The organism is Streptosporangium sp. NPDC005286, assembly GCF_040607515.1.
GTDB lineage: Bacteria > Actinomycetota > Actinomycetes > Streptosporangiales > Streptosporangiaceae > Streptosporangium.
Genome location: NZ_JBEXGU010000023.1, coordinates 1 through 20,455 on the forward strand (window position 1 = coordinate 1; position 20,455 = coordinate 20,455).

Below are 20,455 nucleotides of genomic sequence, written 5' to 3' on the forward strand. Positions count from 1 at the left end.
TGTGCTCTGCGGAGCCCGGGCCCCGCGGTCGCCGGAGGCCGGAGGGCGGTCCGTGGTCACCGCGTCGGTGACCGGCCGGCCAGGCAGGCAGCCGCCGGCCCCCACGGCCGTCGCGGGATCACCGGGCGATCCATTCTCAGTACGTCAAGACTCGGACATACCAATCAGAGGAGATCAAGTGAACGAGCAGCAGAACCGGCGGCCGGGCCGCGTCGCGATGGTCACCGGGGCCGCACGTGGCATCGGCGCCGCGGTCGCGAAACGGCTCGGCGAGGACGGATTCGCCGTGGCGGTCCTGGACCTGGACGAGGCGGCGTGCAAGCCGGTGGTGGACGAGATCGAGGCCGCCGGTGGCCGGGCGCTGGCGGTCGGTGTGGACGTGGCCGACGAGCAGGCGGTGGAGGCCGCGGTGGCCAGGGTCGCCGGGGAGCTCGGCGCTCCGACGGTGCTGGTGAACAACGCCGGCATCATCCGCGACAACCTGCTGTTCAAGATGACCGCGACCGACTGGGACGCGGTGATGGGCGTGCACCTGCGCGGGGCTTTCCTGATGAGCAGGGCCGCGCAGAAGCACATGACCGAGGCGGGATGGGGGCGCGTCGTGAACCTGTCCAGCACCTCCGCGCTCGGCAACCGGGGGCAGGCCAACTACGCCGCGGCCAAGGCCGGCCTGCAGGGTTTCACCAAGACGCTGGCGATCGAGCTGGGCAGGTTCGGGGTCACCGTGAACGCGATCGCGCCGGGGTTCATCGAGACCGAGATGACCGCCGCCACCGCCGAGCGGGTCGGGGTGCCGTTCGAGCACTTCAAGGCGGCGGCGGCCAAGGAGATCCCGGTCGGCCGGGTCGGCCGGCCCGAGGACATCGCCGCGACCGTGTCGTTCTTCGTACGGGAGGAGGCCTCGTTCGTGTCCGGTCAGGTGATCTATGTCGCCGGCGGGCCCCGCGCCTGACGGCGGAGACGACGAGGAGACGCGAATGAGGACGTTCAACGGTGTCGGCACCCACCTGGGCCACCGCGACCGGCACACGATCACCGGCGTCACCTGCGGCCGGGCGACCGTCGAGCGGGAGGGCGGTGACAGGCCCGCCCGCGTCGCCGGCACTGTCCCGACGGTGGTGGCCTGACATGTCCGACCAGGAGGTGCGCGACGTCGCCCCGGGCCATGACGACCCTCCCGGGGTGGATCCGGCCCGGGTCTCGGCCTACCTTGCCGATGCCGCGCCCGGGCTGGTCGGCGGTCCGCTCCGAGCGGAGGTGATCGCCGGCGGCAAGTCGAATCTCACCTACCTGGTGAGTGACGGCACCGGTGAGTGGGTCCTGCGCCGGCCCCCGCTGGGGCACGTGCTCGCCACGGCGCACGACATGGCCCGGGGAGCATCGCGTGATCACCGCGCTCGGCCCCACCGACGTCCCGGTTCCCCGGACGTACGCGCTCTGCGAGGACCCCGGCGTGATCGGTGCGCCGTTCTACCTGATGGAGAAGGTCGAGGGGACGCCGTACCGGACGGCCTCCCAGGTCGAGCCGCTGGGCCGGGACCGGACCCGGGCGATCTGTGAGCGGATGGTCGACACCCTCGCCGTTCTGCACGCCGTGGATCCGGCGGACGTCGCGCTGTCCGACTTCGGGCGGCCGGACGGGTTTCTGCAACGGCAGGTACGGCGCTGGAAGAGGCAGCTCGACGCGTCGTACAGCCGGGACCTCACCGGTGCGGAGGAGCTGCACCGCAGGCTCCGGCTGAGCGTGCCCGAATCGCCGGCCCCCGCGATCGTGCACGGGGACTTCCGGCTCGACAACCTGCTCGTCGACGGCTCGGGCGACGTCGTCGCGGTGCTGGACTGGGAGATGGCGACACTCGGGGACCCGTTGACCGACCTCGCCCTGCTGCTGGTCTACCAGCGTCTGGCGACGTTCGGGATCGATCACCCCCTGCCCGACGTCTCGACCGCACCCGGCTACCTCGCCGACGGCGAGATCCTGGACCGCTACTCCGTCGCGAGTGGCCGGAACCTGTCGGATATGGGCTTCTACCTTGGGCTGGCCTACTTCAAGCTGGCCGTGATCCTCGAGGGCATCCACTGCCGCCACACCCGGGGGCAGACCGTCGGAGCCGGATTCGACACGGTCGGCGCCGCCGTGGAGCCCCTGATCAAGGCAGGACTCGACGCACTGAAGGAGCACCGCTGATGGATTTCACCTTCGACGCCAGGACCGAGGAACTGCGCGAACGGCTGCTCGCCTTCATGGACGAGAGCGTCCACCCCGCCGAGGCGGTGTTCGACGAGCAGCTCGCCGCGCTTGAGAACCCCTGGGCCTGGTCCACCGTCCCGGTGCTGCGGGAGCTGCGCGCCGAGGCACGGCAACGCGGACTGTGGAACCTCTTCCTCCCGGGAGAGCTCGGTGCCGGACTGACGAACCTGCAGTACGCGCCGCTGGCCGAGATCACCGGACGTAGCCTCCGGATCGCTCCCGCGGCACTCAACTGCGCCGCGCCGGACACCGGCAACATGGAGGTGCTGGCCATGTTCGGCACCGAGGAGCAGCAGAGGCGGTGGCTGCACCCGCTGCTGGCCGGTGAGATCCGGTCCTCCTTCGCGATGACCGAGCCCGACGTCGCCTCCTCCGACGCGACCAACATCAGCACCCGCATCGAGCGGGACGGCGATTCCTACGTCGTCAACGGACACAAGTGGTGGATCACCGGCGCCATGAACCCCAATGCCGAGATCTTCATCGTGATGGGGAAAACGGACCCGGCGGCGGACCGGCACAGGCAGCAGTCGATGATCCTGGTCCCGCGCGACACCCCCGGAGTGACGGTCAGGCGCGGTATGCACGTACTGGGGTACGACGACCACGACCACGGCGGGCATGCGGAGATCACGTTCGACGACGTCCGCGTGCCCGCCGAGAACCTGATCGGCGGAGAGGGCGACGGGTTCGCGATCGCGCAGGCGCGCCTCGGGGGCGGCCGGATCCATCACTGCATGCGGTCGATCGGTGTCGCGGAGCGGGCGATCGAGCTGATGTGCCGGCGCGCCTCCGAGCGGGTCGCCTTCGGCAAGCCGCTCTCCGAGCAGGGAGTCGTCCGCGACTGGATCGCCGAGTCCCGGGTCCGGGTCGAGCAGCTGCGGCTGCTGGTACTCAAGACCGCCTGGTTGATGGACGGCGTCGGCGCCAAGGGCGCCCACACCGAGATCCAGGCCATCAAGATCGCCACACCCAAGACCGTGGAATGGATCCTGGACAAGGCGATCCAGGTGCACGGGGCCGGCGGCCTCAGCCAGGACTTCCCCCTCGCCGCCGCGTTCGCCATGATCCGCACGCTTCGCTTCGCCGACGGCCCGGACGAGGTGCACAAGAACTCCCTGGCCCGCCACGAACTCAGGCGGCAGACGGGAACCGCGTGACGAGCCGCCCGGTTCGGCGTTCAGCCCAACCGGGCGGGTTCGCGGGCGGATGGCGACATGCTCCGGATGGTGATGGTCGCTCCGACAGGTCGCCAGGAGGTGGGTGAGCAACCGGAGTCCCGGCCGGCATCGGCGTCAGGCGCCGGGATACTTCCTGAGCCAGGCGCCGGTGATCTCGTGATCTCCGGCGGACCAGGCCGCGAAGTCGTCCGCCAGCTCGGTGACGGCGTCGCGGCCCTCCAGGTGGGCGAGCCAGCCGGTGGGAAGCGCGGCCTCGCCGTGCCGGGCTCCCAGCAGGTTGCCGCAGACGGCCCCGGTGGAGTCGCTGTCGCCGGAGTGGTTGACCGCGAGCAGCAGTGCCCGCCCGACGTCGCCGGGCGCGGGATAGGTCAGCGCGCAGTAGACCGCGATGGCCAGCGCCTCCTCGGCGACCCATGCCCCGCCGAGTGACTCGACCCGCTCCGGGCTCGGATCCCCCTTCGCCGCCAGGGACACGGCGGTGTGCAGCGCCCGGCTGGTCTCCTCGTGCGAGGGGTACGTCTCCAGCAGGTCCGTCGCCTGCCGTACGGCCCGCGCGAGCGGCTCGTCCTCCGTCATGTCCTCCGTCATGTCCGGCGAGGTCTGCTCGGCGGGTGTGACCAGGAAGTGCACGATGGCCGCGAAGGCGCCGGCGGCGAGGTAGCCGGTGGGGTGGCCATGGGTGAGCTGGGCGCACTCGGCGGCCAGCTCGAAGGCGTGCCGGGGACTCCGGGGGCTCCGTGCGCGCAGGCCGAACGGGGCCGAGCGCATCACCGTTCCGCAGCCCTTGGAATCGGGGTTGACCGGCCCCGGCTCACCGAACGGCGCGGGGGCGACCGCGCCCCGGTGTCGCAGGCCCGACAGGCAGGCGTTCCCGGGGGCCCGCCGGGAGTAGAGCCACCTCTGCTCGCGGAGCAGGCCGGTGCGGATCGGGTCGTTCCCAGGAGAGCCGGGCGGCGGGGAGGGATGCCGCTGGGTGTCCAGCCAGCGCAGGTAGGCGTGGTGGAGCGCGCCGACGTCGCCGCCGCGGATCAACCCCTCCACGGTGAACAGCGTCATCTGTGTGTCATCGGTGATCAGGCCCACCGTGCCGCGCCAGTCCGGAACCAGCCCGGTCACTCCCGCGGGCCCGTGCTGCCTGCGGATCCTCCCGATCGATTCGAACTCGATGGGCGCCCCCAGCGCGTCGCCCAGCGCGCCGCCCAGCAGGCAACCTCTCACACGGTCGCGGTAGCCCTGCGGGTCATGGGCGGGAGGGTGCACGGGCATGATCCTTTCGTTGTCGGTTGACATCAACAAAGCTTGAGGTTTGAGGCTGCGCGCGAAGGCGTCGAGGGAGAGTGATCGATATGCGCATTGTCCAGGTAACCGGGGCCGGGGGGCCAGGGGTGCCGGTGGTGGACCGGGCGCCGGAGCCGATGGAGTATCACGGAGCCCGGGTGGCGCTGTGCTCGTTTGGTAACGGTGACGTAACAGGTCTTTACTGATGATTCCGCCCGGTGGTTGACTCCGATCATTCACTGTAAGCGCTTCCACCTTCTGCCGCCGTCGAGTGTAAGCGCTTCCACTCGCTGGGAGATCGGACGATAGGTGTCAAACAGTTACGAAGGTCAGGGGGCGACCATCTACGAGGTCGCGCAGCGGGCGGGCGTCTCCATCGCCACCGTCTCCCGGGCTCTGCGCAACACCGGCCCCGTCGCGGCCGGAACGCGCGAGAAGGTGCTGAGGGCGGTCGAGGAGCTCGGCTTCACCCCGAGTCGCCTCGGCGTCTCTCTCGCCCAGGGCCGCCACGCGGCCAACGGGATCGTCTTCCCCGACCTGTCGGGCCCCTATTTCGCCGAGGTCCTCCTCGGGTACGAGGAGGTGGCCTCCGAGCTCGGCCGCTCCGTGCTCATCCTGTCCACGCGCGGGCGGGCCGCCGTGCAGGACCTGGTCAGGGACCTTGTCGGCCGGGTGGACGGCATGGTGATCTTCGGCAGGACCGTCGAGGACGCCGTGGTGGACGAGATCATCAGGAGCAGGACGCCGCTGGTCCTGCTCGCGCGTGATCCCGTCGAGCGGGCGGACGCGGTCTGCAGCGAGAACACCGCGTCGGCCGAGGCGCTCACCACCCACCTGCTCGGCCACGGTTACTCCACCTTCGCCCTGGCCGGGGACGACGACCGGGGCGACGTCACCCAGCGCTGGACGGGTGTCAGGCGGGTCCTGTCCGACCACGGGATCCGGCCCCCGGAGCCGCTGCCCTGCGAGCTCACCGTGGAGGGCGGGTACGCGGCGGGGCGGACGCTACTCGGCGGGAAACCCGGTGGAGCGCGCCGGCCGGAGGCGGTGATCTGCGCCGACGACCAGGTGGCTCTCGGCGTCATCCTGGCGGCCGAGGAACTCGGCCTCGACGTGCCGGGCGACGTGGCGGTCACCGGCTGGGACGACATCATGGCCGCCCGCCACGCCAGGCCCGCCCTCACCACGGTGCGCCAGCCCATGCGCCTGCTCGGCGCCCGCGCCGCTCGCGCGCTGGACGAGCTCATCAAGGGTGCTCGTACCGTCCCGAACTCCGAGATTCTCCCCACCCAGCTGATCGTTCGATCCAGCTGCGGTCCTCACCCCCTGGAGGAAAAGTGAAGAAGTACGCCGTCGGGATCCTCGCGTTGGGACTGGTGCTCGCCGGGTGCGGCCGGAGTGGTGGAGGGGCCGCGGAGCAGGCGAGGGACGTCGACACCGGCAAGGCCACCGGCGAGGTCACGGTCTGGGCGATCGGGGCCGAGGGGGAGGCGCTGGGCGCCTTCGCCAAGGACTTCGAGACGGCCAACCCCGGCATCACGATCAAGGTGACCCCGCTCGGCTGGGACGTGGCCCACGACAAGATCACCGCGGCCATCGCGGGGAACGCCACCCCCGACATCACCATGCTGGGCAGCACTTGGATGGGCGAGATGGCCAAGACCGGCGCCCTCGACCCCACCCCGGCCGGCTTGATCGACAAGTCGACGTTCTTCCCCGGCGCGTGGGGCACGGTCGAGGTGGACGGGACCGCGTACGGAGTGCCCTGGTACGTCGAGACCCGCGCCCTGTACTACCGCAAGGACCTCGCTTCGAGGGCGGCGGTGAAGCCGCCCGTCACCTGGGAGGAGACCACCGCCTTCGTCAGGGCGCTCAAGGAGAAGGGGGGCGCCTCGCTCGGCGTCGAGCAGAACTTCCGGCAGGGCTCCTGGCAGGAGGTGCTGCCGCTGGTGTGGCAGGCGGGGGGCGAGATCGTCTCGGGCGGGAAGTGGACGCTGGACACGCCCCAGATGGTCCAGGCGCTCAAGCAGTACGGCTCGTTCTTCGAGGGCGGGCTCTCCAGCACCGACCAGCCCACCGGCGCCTTCCCGCAGACGTTCGTCAAGGGGAAGGTCGGCGCCTTCTACTCGGGGCCATGGATGATCGCGGGCCTGGAGAAGGAGGGCGGCGACGGCTTCGGTGAGAAGTTCGCCGTCGCGCCCTACCCGAAGGGGAGCGCGGGAGGCACCAGCCTGGTCGGCGGTAGCGACATGGCGGTCTTCAAGGACGCGAAGAACCGCGACGCCGCCTGGAAGTTCCTGCGCTGGCTCGTCGACCCCAAGGTCCAGGCCGCCTGGTACACCAAGGTCAACGCGCTGCCCAGCGTCGAGGCCGCCTGGCAGGACCCGGCGCTGACCGCCGACGAGCGCGTCACCGTCTTCGGCGAGCAGCTCAAGGACGCCAAGGCCGTCCCCGCCGTCCCGACATGGGAGCAGGTGGCCAAGGTGATGGAGACCGAGATCGAGAAGATGGCCCTGGGCAAGCAGACGGCCGAGGAGACGGCCAAGACCGTCCAGGAGCAGGCCGAGACCATCGGGACCGGGGTCTGACCATGGTGGTCAGCGAGCGGGTGGGCGCGCGCGAGTCCACCGGACCCGCCCCCGTCAAGGAGCGGCGATCCGGGGGAGGATTCCGCCGTACCGGTCTGGCCTGGGTCTTCGTGACGCCCTTCGTCGTGATGTTCGCGGTGTTCTGGGCGGGACCGCTCCTCGTCGAACTCGGCATGAGCTTCACCGACATGCGCAGTACCGACGTGCGCGATCCCCTCGGGGTGAACCTCGTCGGGCTCGACAACTACCTGCGGCTGTTCGACGACGAGCTCATGCGCAAGGCGGCGGTCAACACGCTGATCTTCGTGGTGACCGCGCTCCCGCTCACCATCGCCCTCGGCCTGGGCGCGGCCGTGGCGCTGAACTCGGGGATCGCCCGGCTGCCCGCCGCGTTCTTCAGGCTCGGTTACTACCTGCCGTACGTCACCAGCATCATCGGCGTCGCGGTGGCCTGGAGGTTCCTGCTCGAACCCGACGCTGGACTGGTCAACCAGGTGCTCGCGGCGGTGGGCGTGGACGGCCCCCGCTGGCTCGCCGACGAGAACCTGGCGCTTCCCGTGATCATCGTCATGACCGCCTGGCGGAGCTTCGGCTTCGACATGGTCGTCCTGCTGGCCGCCCTGCAGGGCATCCCCAGGGAGCTGTACGAGGCGGCGGAGGTCGACGGCGCCGGACGCTGGGAGCGTTTCCGCTCCGTCACGCTGCCGATGCTCCGCCCGGCGCTGCTGTTCTGCACCGTCTACAGCTCCATCGGGTTCGCCCAGTTCATGGAGGAGCCGCTGGTGATGACCCGGGGAGGTCCGGCGGGAGCGACCACCTCGGCGTCGCTCGCCATCTACAACCAGTTCGGCTCCGGCAACTACGGCTACGCCGCGGCCGCCGCGAGCGTCCTGTTCACCGTGATCGTGGCCCTGGCGGTCCTGCAGTTCCGGGTCGGGAGGTCTAGGTGAGACCGGTTCCGGGCCGGGAGGCCCGGGTGAAACACCGCTTCTCCACGTACGCGCTGCTCAGCGCCGGACTCACGCTCGTCGTGCTCCCGTTCGTCTGGACGCTGCTCACCTCGTTCAAGCCGGAGACCGAGATCAGGCGGGACCCGCCGGACCTGCTGCCGGTGCGGTGGACGCTCGGCAACTACGGCGAGCTGCTGGAGAAGATGAACATCACGCAGGTGTTCGTCAACAGCGCGGTGGTGGCCCTCGCCACCGTCGCGGGCAACCTGCTGTTCTGCTCGATGGTCGGGTACGCCTTCGCCAAGCTGGCCTTCCGCGGCAAGAACGTGCTCTTCGCGCTGGTCCTGACCCAGATGGCGCTGCCCGCCATCGTGGTGATGATCCCGCAGTTCGTGCTCATCGCGAAGCTCGGCCTGGTCAACACCTTCCTCGGGATCATCCTGCCCGGCCTGGTCACCCCGCTGGGCATCTTCCTGATGCGCCAGTTCATCGCGGACATCCCCGACGAGCTGATCCACGCCGCGCGGGTCGACGGCGCCAGGGAGTTCCGGATCTTCTTCCAGATCGTCATGCCGCTCTGCAAGCCCGCCCTGGCCACGCTCGGCCTGATCACGTTCCTCGGCTCGTGGAACAACTTCCTCTGGCCCGCGGTGGTGGCCCAGAGCGAGGACAGGTACACGCTGCCCGTCGCGTTGGCGATCTTCAACGGCTACCAGGGAACCCAGTACGGCCTGCTCATCGCCGGGGCGGTGGTCGTCGTGCTGCCGGTCCTGGTCCTCTTCGTCTTCCTGCAGCGCTTCTTCACCCAGGGCATCGCCTCCACCGGACTCAAGTAACCCACGTAAGGAGCCCCCGTGCGTCGTCGTCACGCGGCCGCCCTGGCGGCCTGTCTCGCCCTGATCACGGCCGCCCCCTCTCCCGCCTCGGCCGCCCCTTCCCCCGCCCCCTCGCTCTCCCCTTCCGCGTCTCCCCTCGTCTCCCCCTCTGTCCCCTTGACAGCGACCCCCTTGACAGCGACCCCCCTGACAGCGGCGCGGCAGCGGGAACTGCTGCGCCGCTACGCCGCGGACACCTGGAAATCCATGGACGCGATGGCCGACCCGGCGACCGGGCTGCCCTCCGACAAGATCGACGGCTCGCTCGACCCCGGCACCCGCGCCAAGGTGACCTCGCCGACCAACATCGCCACCTACCTGTGGAGTACGGTGGCCGCCCGCGACACCCACCTCATCTCCCGGGGTGAGGCCCAGCGGCGCGTCGCCAGAACGCTCGGCTCGACGGCCAAGCTGGAGCGTCACGCCCCGACCGGCCAGTTCTACAACTGGTACGACCCGCACACGCTGCGGATCGTGCGCACCTGGCCGGAGAACGGCTCCGCCGTCCAGCCGTTCCTGTCCAGCGTCGACAACGGCTGGCTCGCGGCCGCCCTCATGATGATCCGCAGTGCCGTGCCCGAGGTCTCCAAGCAGGCCGAGGCGCTGCTGAGCGGCATGGACTTCGAGTCCTACTACGACCCGCAGGCGCGGCCCGACGCGGGCACCGGCCTGCTGCGCGGCGGGTTCTGGCCGGAGAAGCCCACCGGCTGCTCGGTCGAGAGCGACTACAACGACTCGGGAACCACGGTTTACTCCACCTGCCACCACTACGGCGCGCTCACCGAGGCCAGGATCGCCAGCTACGTCGGCATCGTCCTCGACCAGCTCCCGCCCGAGCACTACTACGGCATGTGGCGGACCTTCCCCGACACCTGCGACTGGTCGTGGGCCGAGCAGAAGCCGGTCGGCGCCTGGCGCACGTACATGGGCGTCAACGTCTTCGAGGGCACGTACGGCTACCGCGGCATGCGCCTGGTGCCCACCTGGGGCGGCAGCATGTTCGAGGAGCTGATGGTGACCCAGCTCGTGCCGGAGGACGTCTGGGGCGCCAGGAGCTGGGGCCGCAACCAGCCGGTCTACGTGGCCGCCCAGATCGAGCACGGCATGAACGACGCGAAGTACGGATACTGGGGCTTCTCCCCGTCCAACGACCCCGCCGGGGGCTACCGCGAGTACGGCGTGGACGCGATCGGCATGGACACCCCCGGCTACACCTCCGACCAGGAGCGCACCTCCGTCGACTACGGGTTCGAGGGGTGCCGCGAGGGCGAGCCGGAACCCGAGTCCTACGGGGACGGCGTGGTCACCCCGCACGCGTCGTTCCTCGCGCTGCGCCACGCGCCGGACGCGGCCCTCGGCAACCTCGCCAGGCTCAGGGCGAACTTCGACTCCTACGGACCCGGCGGTTTCTACGACGCGGTGGCCGTGCGCAGCGGCAAGGTCGCCAAGCAGTATCTCGCCCTCGACCAGGGAATGATCATGATCGCGCTCGGCAACGCGCTCGCGGGCGACAGCCTGCGCCGCCACTTCGCGACCCGCGACGTCACGGCCAAACTCGCCCCCGTGCTGCGCCAGGAGGAATGGGCCGTCGTGCCCCCCAAGTGAGCCGTACTCCAACGTGCACATCCACCAACCGACCATCGGGGAGACGTATCCATGAGCACGGCCGATGCCGCACGCCGAGACTGGCAGGCCCGCATCCACAAGGCGTCGGGGGAGGTGACCGCGGCCGGATGGGTCGAGGTCGCCGCCCCCCGCGACCTGCGCGCCGACAGCGGAGGCGGGCACGTCACGCTGACCTGGGAACCGGTGGCCGGGGCCATCGGCTACATCGTCCACCGCGCGCCCGCCGAGGAGGGGCCGTACACCTCGACCAAGCAGCGCGACGTCGACGTACCGGCCGTGCCGGATCCGCGCTACGTCGACACGCTCGGGGAACCCGCCTGGTACAGGGTCGCCGCCATCACCACCGTGGAGCGGACCGGTCCCTTCGCCGGACCGGTGTTCGCCGCGCCGCTCGCCGAGCCGGGCGCGGCGGCCCTGCGGGTCGACGCCTCAGCGAGCACGCGGCCCCTGCCCAGGCCGTGGAAGTACATGATCGGCTCCGAGCACCTGTCGTACATGCTGTCCGCCGACACCGTGGGCGGGCGCCCGATCGGCCCCGAGCTGACCGAGGCCCTGCGGACGATGCGGGAGGAGCTCGGCGTCGAGACCGTGCGCGCCCACGCGATCCTCTGCGACGACCTCGGCGTCTACCGGGAGGACGGCGGGAAGCCCGTGCACGACTTCACCCGGGTGGACGAGGTCTACGACACGATCACCGCGTTCGGCATGCGGCCGATCGTGGAGCTGTCGTTCATGCCGCGCGACCTGGCCTCCGACCCGTCGAAGACGGTCTTCGGCTACGGGGCGATCATCTCACCGCCCAGGGACTACGACCGGTGGGGCGACCTGGTCCGCGACCTCACCCGGCACCTCGTCGACCGGTACGGCCTGCGGGAGGTGGTCGACAACTGGGCCTTCGAGGTGTGGAACGAGGCCAACCTGGAGGTCTTCTGGAGCGGTACGCCACAGGAGTTCTTCCGGCTGTACGACGTGTCGGCGGCGGCGGTCAAGGACGTCCACCCGGACATCCGCGTCGGCGGCCCGTCGTCGGCGGCCAACGGCTGGGTCCAGGAGCTGATCGACCACGTGGACGCCTCGGGCGCGGCGCTCGACTTCGTCTCCACCCACACCTACGGCAACGCCCCGCTCGACTGGCGGCCCGTCCTGGAACGGCACGGCCGCGAGGGCACGCCGATCTGGTGGACGGAGTGGGGTCCGACCCCCACCCACTTCCACGGCATCGGCGACGGGCCGTTCGGGGCGGCGTTCCTGCTGCACGGGATGAGGTCGGCGGCCGGACGGGTGGACGCGCTGGCCCACTGGGTGGCCTCGGACCACTTCGAGGAGCTGGGCCGCCCACCGGCACTCTTCCACGGCGGGTTCGGCCTGCTCACGGTCGGCAACCTGCGCAAGCCCCGTTATCTCGCGCTCACCCTGGCCGACCGGCTGGGCGCGGACGAGCTCGCCTGCTCGGCCACCGGCGACGTCGCGGGAGTCGAGGCGTGGGCGGCGCGCTCGGCCACCGGCGTCGTCGGGGTGCTGGTGTGGAACGGCACCCTCGACCAGGACAGAGCCGACGGCGAGGAGATCTTGTCGCGCGAGGTCACCCTCACCGTCGAGGGACTGGCCACGGGGAAGTACGCGGTCAGCCACCACCGGATCGACGAGAGGCACTCCAACATACGGGCGGTCTGGGCGGAGATCGGCGGGGGCGCGGACTGGCCCGAGGGCGAGCAGTGGGAACGGCTCCACACCGCGAACAGCCTGGACGAGCTGGAACCCGCCCGTACCGTCCACGCGGAGGACGGGACCTTGCGGCTGGAGTTCACGCTGCCCATGCCCGCCGTCTCCTACCTGGAGTTCACCCCGGCGTGACGGGGGCGCGAGTACATCCGGCCGCCGGTGAGGTTCCGCGCGTTCCGAGGGGCGTGTGCCGGGGCGGGGCCCGGTCATCTCACTCCCGGCGGGATCGCCGTGCCGCTTTCGGGAACCGCGGGCACGCGGGAAGGCAACAACGGGTGTCCTGACCGAGAGCCGAGAGGCCGGATATGAGCGAGACGAGCCGGACCGGGACGGAGGTCGGCGCGGTCCTTGTCCCCGACGAGGGGGCGGGGATCGACGACGCCTCCCTCATCGAGCGGTCCCGGCGGGAGCCCGAGGCGTTCGCCGAGGTCTTCCACCGGCACGCGCCGGAGATCAAGCGCTACGTCACCCGGCGGCTGGGGGTCGACGCGGCGGAGGACGTGGTGGCGGACACCTTTCTGGTGGCGTTCCGCGGGCGGGAGGGCTACGACCCGTCCCAGCCCAGCGCGCGCCCGTGGTTGTACGGCATCGCGACCAACCTGATCAGGCGGCACCGGCGCGTCGAGGTGCGGCAGCTGCGCGTTCTCGAACGGACCGGCGTCGATCCGGTGACCGTCCCGTTCACCGAGCGCAGCGACGAGCGGTTGAGCGCCTGTGCGGTACGGCGGAGCCTGGCGGCCGCCCTGGCGGGGTTGCCCTCGGGCCACCGGGACGTGTTGCTGCTGGTGACGTGGGGTGGCCTGACCTACTCGGAGGCCGCCCAGTCGCTGGGCATCCCGGTGGGCACGGTCCGCTCGCGCGTCAACCGCGCCCGGAGCAAGGTACGCAGGCAACTCGGCGGAGTCGATCCCACGTCTGTCAGCGAGGAATCCGTCCATGAATGAGATGACCCAGTTGAACCGGCTGCGCTCGGAAGTGCCCCGGCCGGGAGCGCCGGAGCTGCGTGCCGAGGAGCGGCGGCTGCTGTCGGAGATCGCCGCTCTCGGCACGGCGCCGCCCGCCCGTCCCGGTCGCCGGACGGGCCGCCTGCCGGGCCGTCCGGTGAGCCTTCGGGCGAACCTCCGTACCAGCCTCGCACTGGGAGCCGCGGCCATGGCGGTCACCGGGGTCGCGTTTGTCGGCGCCCGTTCGCTCCCCTCGTCGGAATCGGCGGTCCGGGTGGCGCCCGTGGCGGTGGTGGAGGTCCTCCGGCGCGCCGCCGACACCGCGAGCCGGCAGGACGAGCTGCACCCGAGGCCCGGCCAGTTCCTCGTCTACGAGTCGCAGGCCATGTTTCCGGTCAAGCTGGAGGAGGGCCGCTACCTCGACCGCAGCATGATCAAGCTCTGGCTGCCGGTCGAGGGTTCTCCCCTGGATGAGGGGGTCATGTCGGTCAAGCACCTGGAACCGGAGCCCTACCCGGGAGAGCCGCTGCCCGCCGAGGCCAGGCGACGGGCGGGGGGCGGGGGCGAGCCGTCGAGACTTGACGGCATCGACATCCGTCCCGACCACCTGCGCACCGACTACGCCCACCTGAGCCGGTTGCCCACCGACCCCGCGGGGATGCGCGAGCACCTCTACACCGGTCTGTCCGGGGGACCCCTCGATCACTACGAGGCCTGGGGGCGGGTCGGTTCGATGATCACGCAGGCGTACCTGCCGGCCGCCCAGCGGGCCGCGCTCTTCGCGGCGACCGGCACGATCCCCGGGGTCGAGACCGTCGACGGGGTCAAGGACGCGGCGGGACGCACGGGGGTCGCGGCGGCCATGGCCAACCGGGAGGGCGGGGTGCGGCACGAGTACATCTTCGACCCCGTCACCTACCTGTACCTGGGCGAGCGGGTCGTCGTGGTGGACGCGGCCAGGGCCGGGGCCCCGGTGGGCAGCGTGCTGACCTCGACGGCGCTGTTGAAGGTCGAGGTGGCCGACCACGCGCCCAAGGTCGCCCGATAGCCGGGGCCGTGCCGCCCGCTCCGGCGGCCCCGCGCTTCCGGTAGCCGAGAGTGCGGGGCTCCGGAGACCATGACGGCACAGGCACAGGCACTCGCGCTCCCGCGGGTGTCCCGTACGCGAGCACCGAGGGCATCCGGGGCCCCGCAGGTGAGCGGCACCGGACCACACGATCGTGACGCGCCCACCGAGTGGTACAAATCCACACTTTTACTGCGAATCGGGGGTATGGCGAAGGCACTGGTTTCTGTCACCATTACCCCATGCACGCCTTCCGCCTCCTGCGCGCCGCGGTGTTCGCGGTCGTGTGCGTGACGGCGTCGCTGGCCATGCACGTGCTGGCCGGAGGCAGCCCGGTCGGTCCGGGCGTGCTGGTCTGGGCGGTGCCGCCGACCGCGGCGGGCGCCTTCCTCCTCGCCCGGCGGCAGCGTGGCTTCGGCATGCTGCTCGGGGCGAGCTTCGCCGCGCAGTACGGCATGCACCTGTGGTTCACCTCCGGTGAGGCCGCGCCGGTGACCGGGCACGAGCACGGTACCGGTGGCCTGTACGCGGGTGTGTTCATGCTGCTGGTGCACGCCGTGATGGCGCTGCTGTCCGCCCACTGGCTGGAGCGGGGGGAGTGTGGCCTGGCCATGCTCCTGTTCCTGCTCTTCGCATCGGTCCTCACCCTGCTGGTGTGGCGCGCGCCCGTCACCTGCCGCGTCGCTCCGCCCGCCGCGCCCGACGACCGGGTGCCGCTCCGCACCCGGCTGCTCGCCGCCGCGGTGTCACGTCGCGGGCCGCCCGCGCTTCCGCTCGCCATCTGACATCGGGCCCGCGCGCCCGGACGCCGTCGTGCCCGCCGGGCACGCGACTCCGGACGCCGCGTGTTCCCGGACCGTGAGCCGTCGCGCCTTTCCCGGACGGTGAACCCGGGTCCCACCATGGCCGATCGGCCCGAACTCCCTCGCGCCCTTCCCGGGCGGTGAGCCGGCGTCCCGCCACCCCGCCCGGGGTGGCGAGCCCGGCTCTCGCAGTGCCCTCCCGGTCTCCTGCTCCGATGCCGTCACGCTCTCGCGGCGGCCGTCCCGGCGAACCGGATCCGCACCGTCGAACCGAACCCCACACCGCGGTGACGCGTACCTGTCGGTGCGCGCGTTCCCTGCGAACGGAGAACCTCCATGACGTCGAACGTCGAGCTCCAGCCCGAGGCTGGGCCGTCCACACCGTCCACCCCCCGCACGCCCTCCACCTGGGCGACGCTGCGCTCGCTCCTGCTTCGCCTGCACTTCTACGCCGGCATCCTCGTCGCGCCCTTCCTGCTGGTGGCGGCGGTGACCGGCCTGCTGTACGCGGCCTCCTTCCAGCTGGAGAAGGTGGTCCACTCCCACGAGCTGACCGTCCCCGTCCCGGAGGGGCAGCAGAAGGTGCCGCTGGCACAACAGATCACCGCCGCCACCGCCGCGCACCCCGAGGGAACCCTCGGAGCCGTACGGACCTTCGACGAGCCGGGCCAGACGACCCGGGTACTGCTCGACGTGCCCGGCCTCGCGGAGAGCACCCGCCTGGCGGTCTTCGTCGACCCGTACACCGGTCAGGTCCGGGGCGCCCTGGAGAGCTACGGCAGCTCGGGCGCACTGCCGGTGCGGACCTGGATCTCCCAGCTCCACCGTCACCTGCACCTGGGCGAGCCGGGACGCGTCTACAGCGAGATGGCCGCCAGCTGGCTCTGGCTGGTCGGACTCGGCGGGCTGGTGCTCTGGCTGACCCGTCGCCGCCGGGCAGGGCAGCGGCTGCGCCGCGTCGTCGCGCCCGAGCGCGGCGCCCGCGGCCTGCGCAGGACCCTCTCCTGGCACGGCTCGGTCGGCCTGTGGGCGCTGATCGGCCTGCTCGCCCTGTCGGCCACCGGCCTGACCTGGTCGAAGTACGCCGGAGCCAACGTCGACGTGCTGCAGACCTCGTTCGGCTGGTCCACCCCGTCGATGCCCTCCTCCGGCGGCCACGGTGACCACGCCGCCGGGGGTCACGGGGGAGGCGGCACCCAGGGCGTCGACGCCGACCAGGTGGTCCGGGCGGCGGCGGGCAGCGGCCTGTCCGGGCCCCTGGAGGTCGTCTGGCCGTCGTCCGAGCCGGGGAGCTCGTACGTGGTCAAGGAGATGGACCGCCTCTGGCCGCAGCGCAACGACCAGGTGGCGGTCGATCCCACCACCGGCCAGGTGACCGCCGAGCTGCGCTTCGACGACTTCCCCGTGGTGGCCAAGCTGATCCGGTGGGGCATCGACGGGCACATGGGCGTGCTGTTCGGCCTGGCCAACCAGATCCTGCTGGCCGTGCTGGCAGTGGCACTGATCTCGGTCATCGTGTGGGGCTACCGCATGTGGTGGCTGCGCCGCCCGACCCGGGGCTTCGGCGCCCCCTACCGGCGCGGCGGCCTGCGGAGGCTGCCCCTGGTCGTGATCCTTCCCCTGGCGGCCGTGGCGATCACCGTGGGCGTGTTCCTCCCGCTGCTGGGCATCTCGCTGCTGGCCTTCCTCGTGATCGACGTCGTCCTCGCCAGGATCGCGGCGTCGCGCGCGGGGAGGTCCAGCACCGACGAGTCCAGCACCGACGAGTCCGGTGCCGACAGGTCCGGAGCCGGGGTCTCCGGCTGAGGTCGCGGGGGTGCGGTGCGGGCGCGTGCCGCACCCCCGCGTACGCCTTCCACCACCCGGGTCAGTCCGGGTGGTGCTGGTGTTGCAGGTAGGCGGCGGTCTCGGGGTTGGCGGGGAAGTACGCCTCGATGGCCAGCTCGGCGACGGTGATGTCCAGCGGGGTGCCGAAGGTGGCCATGGTGCTGAAGAAGGCCAGCTCCCGGTAGCCTCGGCGGAGCCTGAGGGGGATCACGATGTGACCGGGGCCGGGCCGGTCTATCTCGGGTTCCGGCTGGTCGCAGGGGTAGTCGTCGAGTTCCCGCCAGAGCGCGGCCAGGTCGGGGTCGGCGGTGAGGCTCATCTGGCGGCGGAGCCGGTGCAGGAGGTGGGCCCGCCACTCGCCCAGGTTGATGATCCGCTGCGCCATGCCCTTGGGGTGCAGGCTCAGCCGGAGCACGTTGACCGGGGGGACCAGCAACTCGGGCGCGACCCCGCGCAGCAGCAGCCCGGTGGCGGGGTTGCGGTCGATGAGGTTCCAGCGCTGGTCGACGACCACCGCCGGGTACGGCTCGTGCCCGCTGAGCACCTGCCCCAGCGCCTCGCGTACGGACGCCATGTGCGGGGAGTTGAGCGGTGTCTCCGAGTAGAGCGGTGCGAAACCGCCGGAGAGCAGCAGGTGGTTGCGCTCGCGGAGGGGGAGTTCCAGCTCTTCGGCGAGGTGCAGGATCATCTGCCTGCTCGGTTTGGACCTTCCGGTCTCCACGAAGCTCAGATGCCGGGTGGAGATGTCCGCCTGGATCGCCAGGTCCATCTGGCTCATTCGCCGGCGCTCCCGCCACTGGCGCAGAAGCTCACCTACCGGCCGGGACGTGCTGGTGGTGGTCATGCAGCTCACGATAACCGGTGATGATCAGCAAAAGCATTACTGTGTACGTAACGCTTTTCATGATGCGGAGGCGGAAGGAGGTGGAGGCCGAGCTTCGCCGGACCGGCCGCCGGTGAACGGCCGGTTGGAAATGCGTCATATGGGCGAGCTCGGCCGGGTGGTCAGCGGTGGCGGACCTTGGTGGTGAGGCGGTTGAGGATGCGGTCCCACTCGGTGCCGAAGGGATTGTCCTGGACGAGGTAGGTCCAGGTGGCGGTGGGGCGCTTGAGCCCCGCGCCGTCGAGGTCGAGGCCGTCCGCGGTCACCGTGGCGGTCTCGAAGGTCTCGACCGAGCGTGACTCGATCTCGGCCAGCAGGCGCTGGTAGGCCGGGACCGCGTCCTTGTGGAACTCGTCGATCGGGTTGAGCCGCCCGAGAACCCGCAGGTGGATGCCCTCGCGCAGTTCCCCCAGGTAGGCCAGGTGGTCGGCCCAGCCGCGGTCGAGGTGGAACAGCACGATCTGGCGGGCGGCCTCGTGGAGCACCTCCTCGCCGACGCTCTCCGCGAGCTCCGACCATCGCTCGGGAGCGGCCGAGGCCAGGGCCTCGCCGGCCACCCGCTCGCGCAGGACCCGGTCGCGGCGCTCCAGCAACTGGCCGCGCTGGCGTTCGAGCAGCCGGGTGTAGCGCCAGGTGTTGCGGTGGATCTCCATGTTGACGCCCTCGGCGACCCGCTGGGCGTGGCCCACCAGGGAGTGCTCGGGCACGCCCTTGGCGTACTCGTCGGCGACGTAGTGGGCGATCAGCTCGTCCTCGCCGCTGACGTAGAAGACCGAGCCGCCGGGGTCGCCCTGACGGCCCGCGCGCCCGCGGAGCTGGTCGTCCAGGCGGCTGCTGGTGTGCCGGCCCGAGCCGATGACGTACAGGCCGCCGAGCTCGTCGACGCCCTCGCCGAGGCGGATGTCGGTGCCGCGCCCGGCCATCTGGGTGGAGACGGTGAGCGCGCCGCGCTCCCCGGCCCGGGAGATGATGGCCGCCTCCTCGGCGTCGTTCTTGGCGTTGAGGACCACGCACTCCAGCCCCCGGCCGCTCAGGGTCAGCGCCAGGCGCTCGGACTCGGCCACGTCCATGGTGCCGATCAGGATCGGCCGGCCGGTGGCGTGCACCTCGGCGATCTCCTCGACCAGCGCGAGGTCCTTCTCCATCCGGTACTCGAAGAGCCGGTCGGGCTCGTCGGTCCGCACGCACGGCCGGTTGGAGGAGACCACGGCCACCTTGAGGTCGTAGAACTCCCGCAGCTGGTCGCCGACCGCGACCGCGGTGCCGGTCATGCCGCACTTCTCCGGGTAGCGGGTGATCAGCGCCTGGACGGTGATCGAGTCGAGGATCTCGCCGGTCTCCGAGGGCGACAGCGCCTCCTTGGCCTCCACCGCCGCCTGCAGGCCGTCCGGCCAGCGCTGCAGCAGCGCCACCCGGCCCCGCGACGGGTTGATCAGGTGCACCTTGCCGTCCCGGACGATGTAGTCGACGTCCTTGGTCAGCAGGGCGTGCGCGTGCAGGGCGAGGTTGACCTCCGTCAACGTGGCGGGGGTGTCGTAGAGGTCGAGGCCGAGCGCCTGCTCGACGGTGTCGATGCCCTTGGTCGTCAGGTGGACGTTGCGCGCCTGATCGTCGAGCTCGTAGTGGTAGCCCTTGACCAGCTGCCTGACCAGCGCCGCCATCTCCGGCACCGCGTCACCGGGGTCGGCGGCCCCGGCCAGCACCAGCGGCACCCTGGCCTCGTCGACCAGCACGGAGTCGGCCTCGTCGACCACCGCCACGGCCGGCGCGGGCACGATCAGGTCCTCCACCCGGGTGCTCAGCCGGTCGCGCAGCACGTCGAAGCCGATCTCGCTGACCGAGCCGTACGTCACGTCCGCCGCGTACGCCGCCCTGCGCTCCTCGGGCGTGGAGTTCTGCCCGATCCAGCCGCAGGAGACGCCGAGCGCCTCGTACAGCGGGCCCATCCACTCGGCGTCACGCCGGGCCAGGTAGTCGTTGACCGAGATGACGTGGACCCGCTTGCCCTGCAGGGCGTATCCGGCGGCGGCCATCGCACCGGACAGGGTCTTGCCCTCGCCGGTCGCCATCTCCGCGACGTTTCCCGACAGCATCGCCAGCATGCCGACCAGCTGCACGTCGTACGGCCGCAGGTCGAGCGTGCGGCGCGCGGCCTCCCTGACGATCGCGCAGAACTCCGCCAGGTCGTCGACCGAGGGCGTGGGCACCTCGTCGAGCGCGCGGATCCGCTCCTCGCGGGTCCCGGCATCCGCCACGACCCGCTCGAACTTCGACAGGTCGATGGTGCCGGGGCGTTCGAGGAAGCGCCTGAAGAGCTGAGTTATCGAGGCCACGTCTCCTCCAACGCCCGTTTACGGGCTCGCGTTCCGTCTCTTCGCACATTGTGATGCAAAGATCGATTGTTCATGGATCGGAGCGGGTTCGCGAGGCCTCGGAAGCGGCAGGCGGCTCGCCGTGGACA

Annotated in this window: 16 protein-coding genes and 1 pseudogene; 14 read left to right on the plus strand and 3 right to left on the minus strand. The window is 71.2% G+C overall.

Annotated features, from left to right (window positions below; translation table 11 throughout):
* Window positions 1–217: 217 nt before the first annotated feature.
* The 4 genes and pseudogenes from fabG (at window position 218) to ABZU75_RS11560 (ending at window position 3,411) form a co-directional block, all read left to right on the plus strand.
* The gene (gene fabG, locus ABZU75_RS11545; RefSeq protein WP_355552464.1) at window positions 218–952 is read left to right on the plus strand and encodes a 3-oxoacyl-ACP reductase FabG; all 735 of its coding nucleotides are present in this window, start codon (window positions 218–220) and stop codon (window positions 950–952) included.
* A gap of 25 nt (window positions 953–977) precedes the next feature.
* Window positions 978–1,127 (plus strand): hypothetical protein, encoded by a 150-nt coding sequence (locus ABZU75_RS11550; protein ID WP_355552254.1) that lies wholly within the window; start codon window positions 978–980, stop codon window positions 1,125–1,127.
* 1 nt (window position 1,128) lies between these two features.
* Window positions 1,129–2,188 (plus strand): annotated as a pseudogene (locus ABZU75_RS11555) (phosphotransferase family protein).
* Window positions 2,188–3,411 (plus strand): acyl-CoA dehydrogenase family protein, encoded by a 1,224-nt coding sequence (locus tag ABZU75_RS11560; RefSeq protein ID WP_355552257.1) that lies wholly within the window; start codon window positions 2,188–2,190, stop codon window positions 3,409–3,411. Before ABZU75_RS11555 ends, ABZU75_RS11560 begins: the two are co-directional and overlap by 1 nt.
* Before the next feature lie 135 nt (window positions 3,412–3,546).
* Here the strand turns inward: ABZU75_RS11560 and ABZU75_RS11565 are convergent, their stop codons facing one another.
* Complete coding sequence (locus ABZU75_RS11565) at window positions 3,547–4,722, minus strand: ADP-ribosylglycohydrolase family protein (protein WP_355552260.1); 1,176 nt, start codon at window positions 4,720–4,722, stop codon at window positions 3,547–3,549.
* A gap of 297 nt (window positions 4,723–5,019) precedes the next feature.
* Between ABZU75_RS11565 and ABZU75_RS11570 the strand changes: the two genes are divergently transcribed.
* From ABZU75_RS11570 to ABZU75_RS11615, 10 genes are all read left to right on the plus strand, one after another.
* Window positions 5,020–6,051 carry a LacI family DNA-binding transcriptional regulator gene (locus ABZU75_RS11570; protein ID WP_350954936.1) on the plus strand — a complete coding sequence of 344 codons (1,032 nt, stop codon included), beginning with the start codon at window positions 5,020–5,022 and terminating at the stop codon, window positions 6,049–6,051.
* Window positions 6,048–7,298 carry a sugar ABC transporter substrate-binding protein gene (locus ABZU75_RS11575; protein ID WP_355552264.1) on the plus strand — a complete coding sequence of 417 codons (1,251 nt, stop codon included), beginning with the start codon at window positions 6,048–6,050 and terminating at the stop codon, window positions 7,296–7,298. The genes ABZU75_RS11570 and ABZU75_RS11575 overlap by 4 nt, the downstream gene beginning before the upstream one ends.
* A 2-nt stretch (window positions 7,299–7,300) precedes the next feature.
* Entirely contained in the window at window positions 7,301–8,248 is a 948-nt protein-coding gene (locus ABZU75_RS11580) for a sugar ABC transporter permease (protein ID WP_355552267.1), read from the plus strand.
* Entirely contained in the window at window positions 8,245–9,084 is an 840-nt protein-coding gene (locus tag ABZU75_RS11585; protein WP_355552270.1) for a carbohydrate ABC transporter permease, read from the plus strand. Before ABZU75_RS11580 ends, ABZU75_RS11585 begins: the two co-directional genes overlap by 4 nt.
* Before the next feature lie 171 nt (window positions 9,085–9,255).
* On the plus strand, window positions 9,256–10,728 hold the full coding sequence (locus tag ABZU75_RS11590; protein ID WP_355552273.1) for a glucoamylase family protein: 1,473 nt from the start codon (window positions 9,256–9,258) through the stop codon (window positions 10,726–10,728).
* A gap of 51 nt (window positions 10,729–10,779) precedes the next feature.
* Entirely contained in the window at window positions 10,780–12,603 is a 1,824-nt protein-coding gene (locus ABZU75_RS11595) for a hypothetical protein (protein WP_355552276.1), read from the plus strand.
* Between the two features lie 173 nt (window positions 12,604–12,776).
* Window positions 12,777–13,415 (plus strand): RNA polymerase sigma factor, encoded by a 639-nt coding sequence (locus tag ABZU75_RS11600; protein WP_355552279.1) that lies wholly within the window; start codon window positions 12,777–12,779, stop codon window positions 13,413–13,415.
* A complete protein-coding gene (locus ABZU75_RS11605; RefSeq protein ID WP_355552282.1) occupies window positions 13,408–14,463 on the plus strand; it encodes a CU044_5270 family protein in 1,056 nt (351 codons plus the stop codon). The genes ABZU75_RS11600 and ABZU75_RS11605 overlap by 8 nt, the downstream gene beginning before the upstream one ends.
* A gap of 260 nt (window positions 14,464–14,723) precedes the next feature.
* Window positions 14,724–15,266, plus strand: coding sequence for a hypothetical protein (locus ABZU75_RS11610; protein ID WP_355552285.1), 543 nt, complete (start codon window positions 14,724–14,726; stop codon window positions 15,264–15,266).
* A gap of 354 nt (window positions 15,267–15,620) precedes the next feature.
* Complete coding sequence (locus tag ABZU75_RS11615; protein WP_355552288.1) at window positions 15,621–17,090, plus strand: PepSY-associated TM helix domain-containing protein; 1,470 nt, start codon at window positions 15,621–15,623, stop codon at window positions 17,088–17,090.
* Window positions 17,091–17,151: 61 nt separating this feature from the next.
* Here the strand turns inward: ABZU75_RS11615 and ABZU75_RS11620 are convergent, their stop codons facing one another.
* Entirely contained in the window at window positions 17,152–17,955 is an 804-nt protein-coding gene (locus ABZU75_RS11620) for a helix-turn-helix transcriptional regulator (RefSeq protein WP_350912574.1), read from the minus strand.
* Window positions 17,956–18,116: 161 nt separating this feature from the next.
* Window positions 18,117–20,318, minus strand: a complete 2,202-nt coding sequence (gene secA2 / locus ABZU75_RS11625; protein ID WP_355552467.1) for an accessory Sec system translocase SecA2 — start codon at window positions 20,316–20,318, stop codon at window positions 18,117–18,119.
* Between the last annotated feature and the right edge of the window lie 137 nt (window positions 20,319–20,455).

Coding starts and splice junctions, on each gene's coding strand:
- fabG (WP_355552464.1), top strand. CDS start 218: ATGGTCACCGGGGCCGCACGTGGCATCGGCGCCGCGGTCGCGAAACGG.
- ABZU75_RS11550 (WP_355552254.1), top strand. CDS start 978: ATGAGGACGTTCAACGGTGTCGGCACCCACCTGGGCCACCGCGACCGG.
- ABZU75_RS11560 (WP_355552257.1), top strand. CDS start 2,188: ATGGATTTCACCTTCGACGCCAGGACCGAGGAACTGCGCGAACGGCTG.
- ABZU75_RS11565 (WP_355552260.1), bottom strand. CDS start 4,722: ATGTCAACCGACAACGAAAGGATCATGCCCGTGCACCCTCCCGCCCAT.
- ABZU75_RS11580 (WP_355552267.1), top strand. CDS start 7,301: ATGGTGGTCAGCGAGCGGGTGGGCGCGCGCGAGTCCACCGGACCCGCC.
- ABZU75_RS11595 (WP_355552276.1), top strand. CDS start 10,780: ATGAGCACGGCCGATGCCGCACGCCGAGACTGGCAGGCCCGCATCCAC.
- ABZU75_RS11600 (WP_355552279.1), top strand. CDS start 12,777: ATGAGCGAGACGAGCCGGACCGGGACGGAGGTCGGCGCGGTCCTTGTC.
- ABZU75_RS11605 (WP_355552282.1), top strand. CDS start 13,408: ATGAATGAGATGACCCAGTTGAACCGGCTGCGCTCGGAAGTGCCCCGG.
- ABZU75_RS11610 (WP_355552285.1), top strand. CDS start 14,724: ATGCACGCCTTCCGCCTCCTGCGCGCCGCGGTGTTCGCGGTCGTGTGC.
- ABZU75_RS11615 (WP_355552288.1), top strand. CDS start 15,621: ATGACGTCGAACGTCGAGCTCCAGCCCGAGGCTGGGCCGTCCACACCG.
- ABZU75_RS11620 (WP_350912574.1), bottom strand. CDS start 17,955: ATGACCACCACCAGCACGTCCCGGCCGGTAGGTGAGCTTCTGCGCCAG.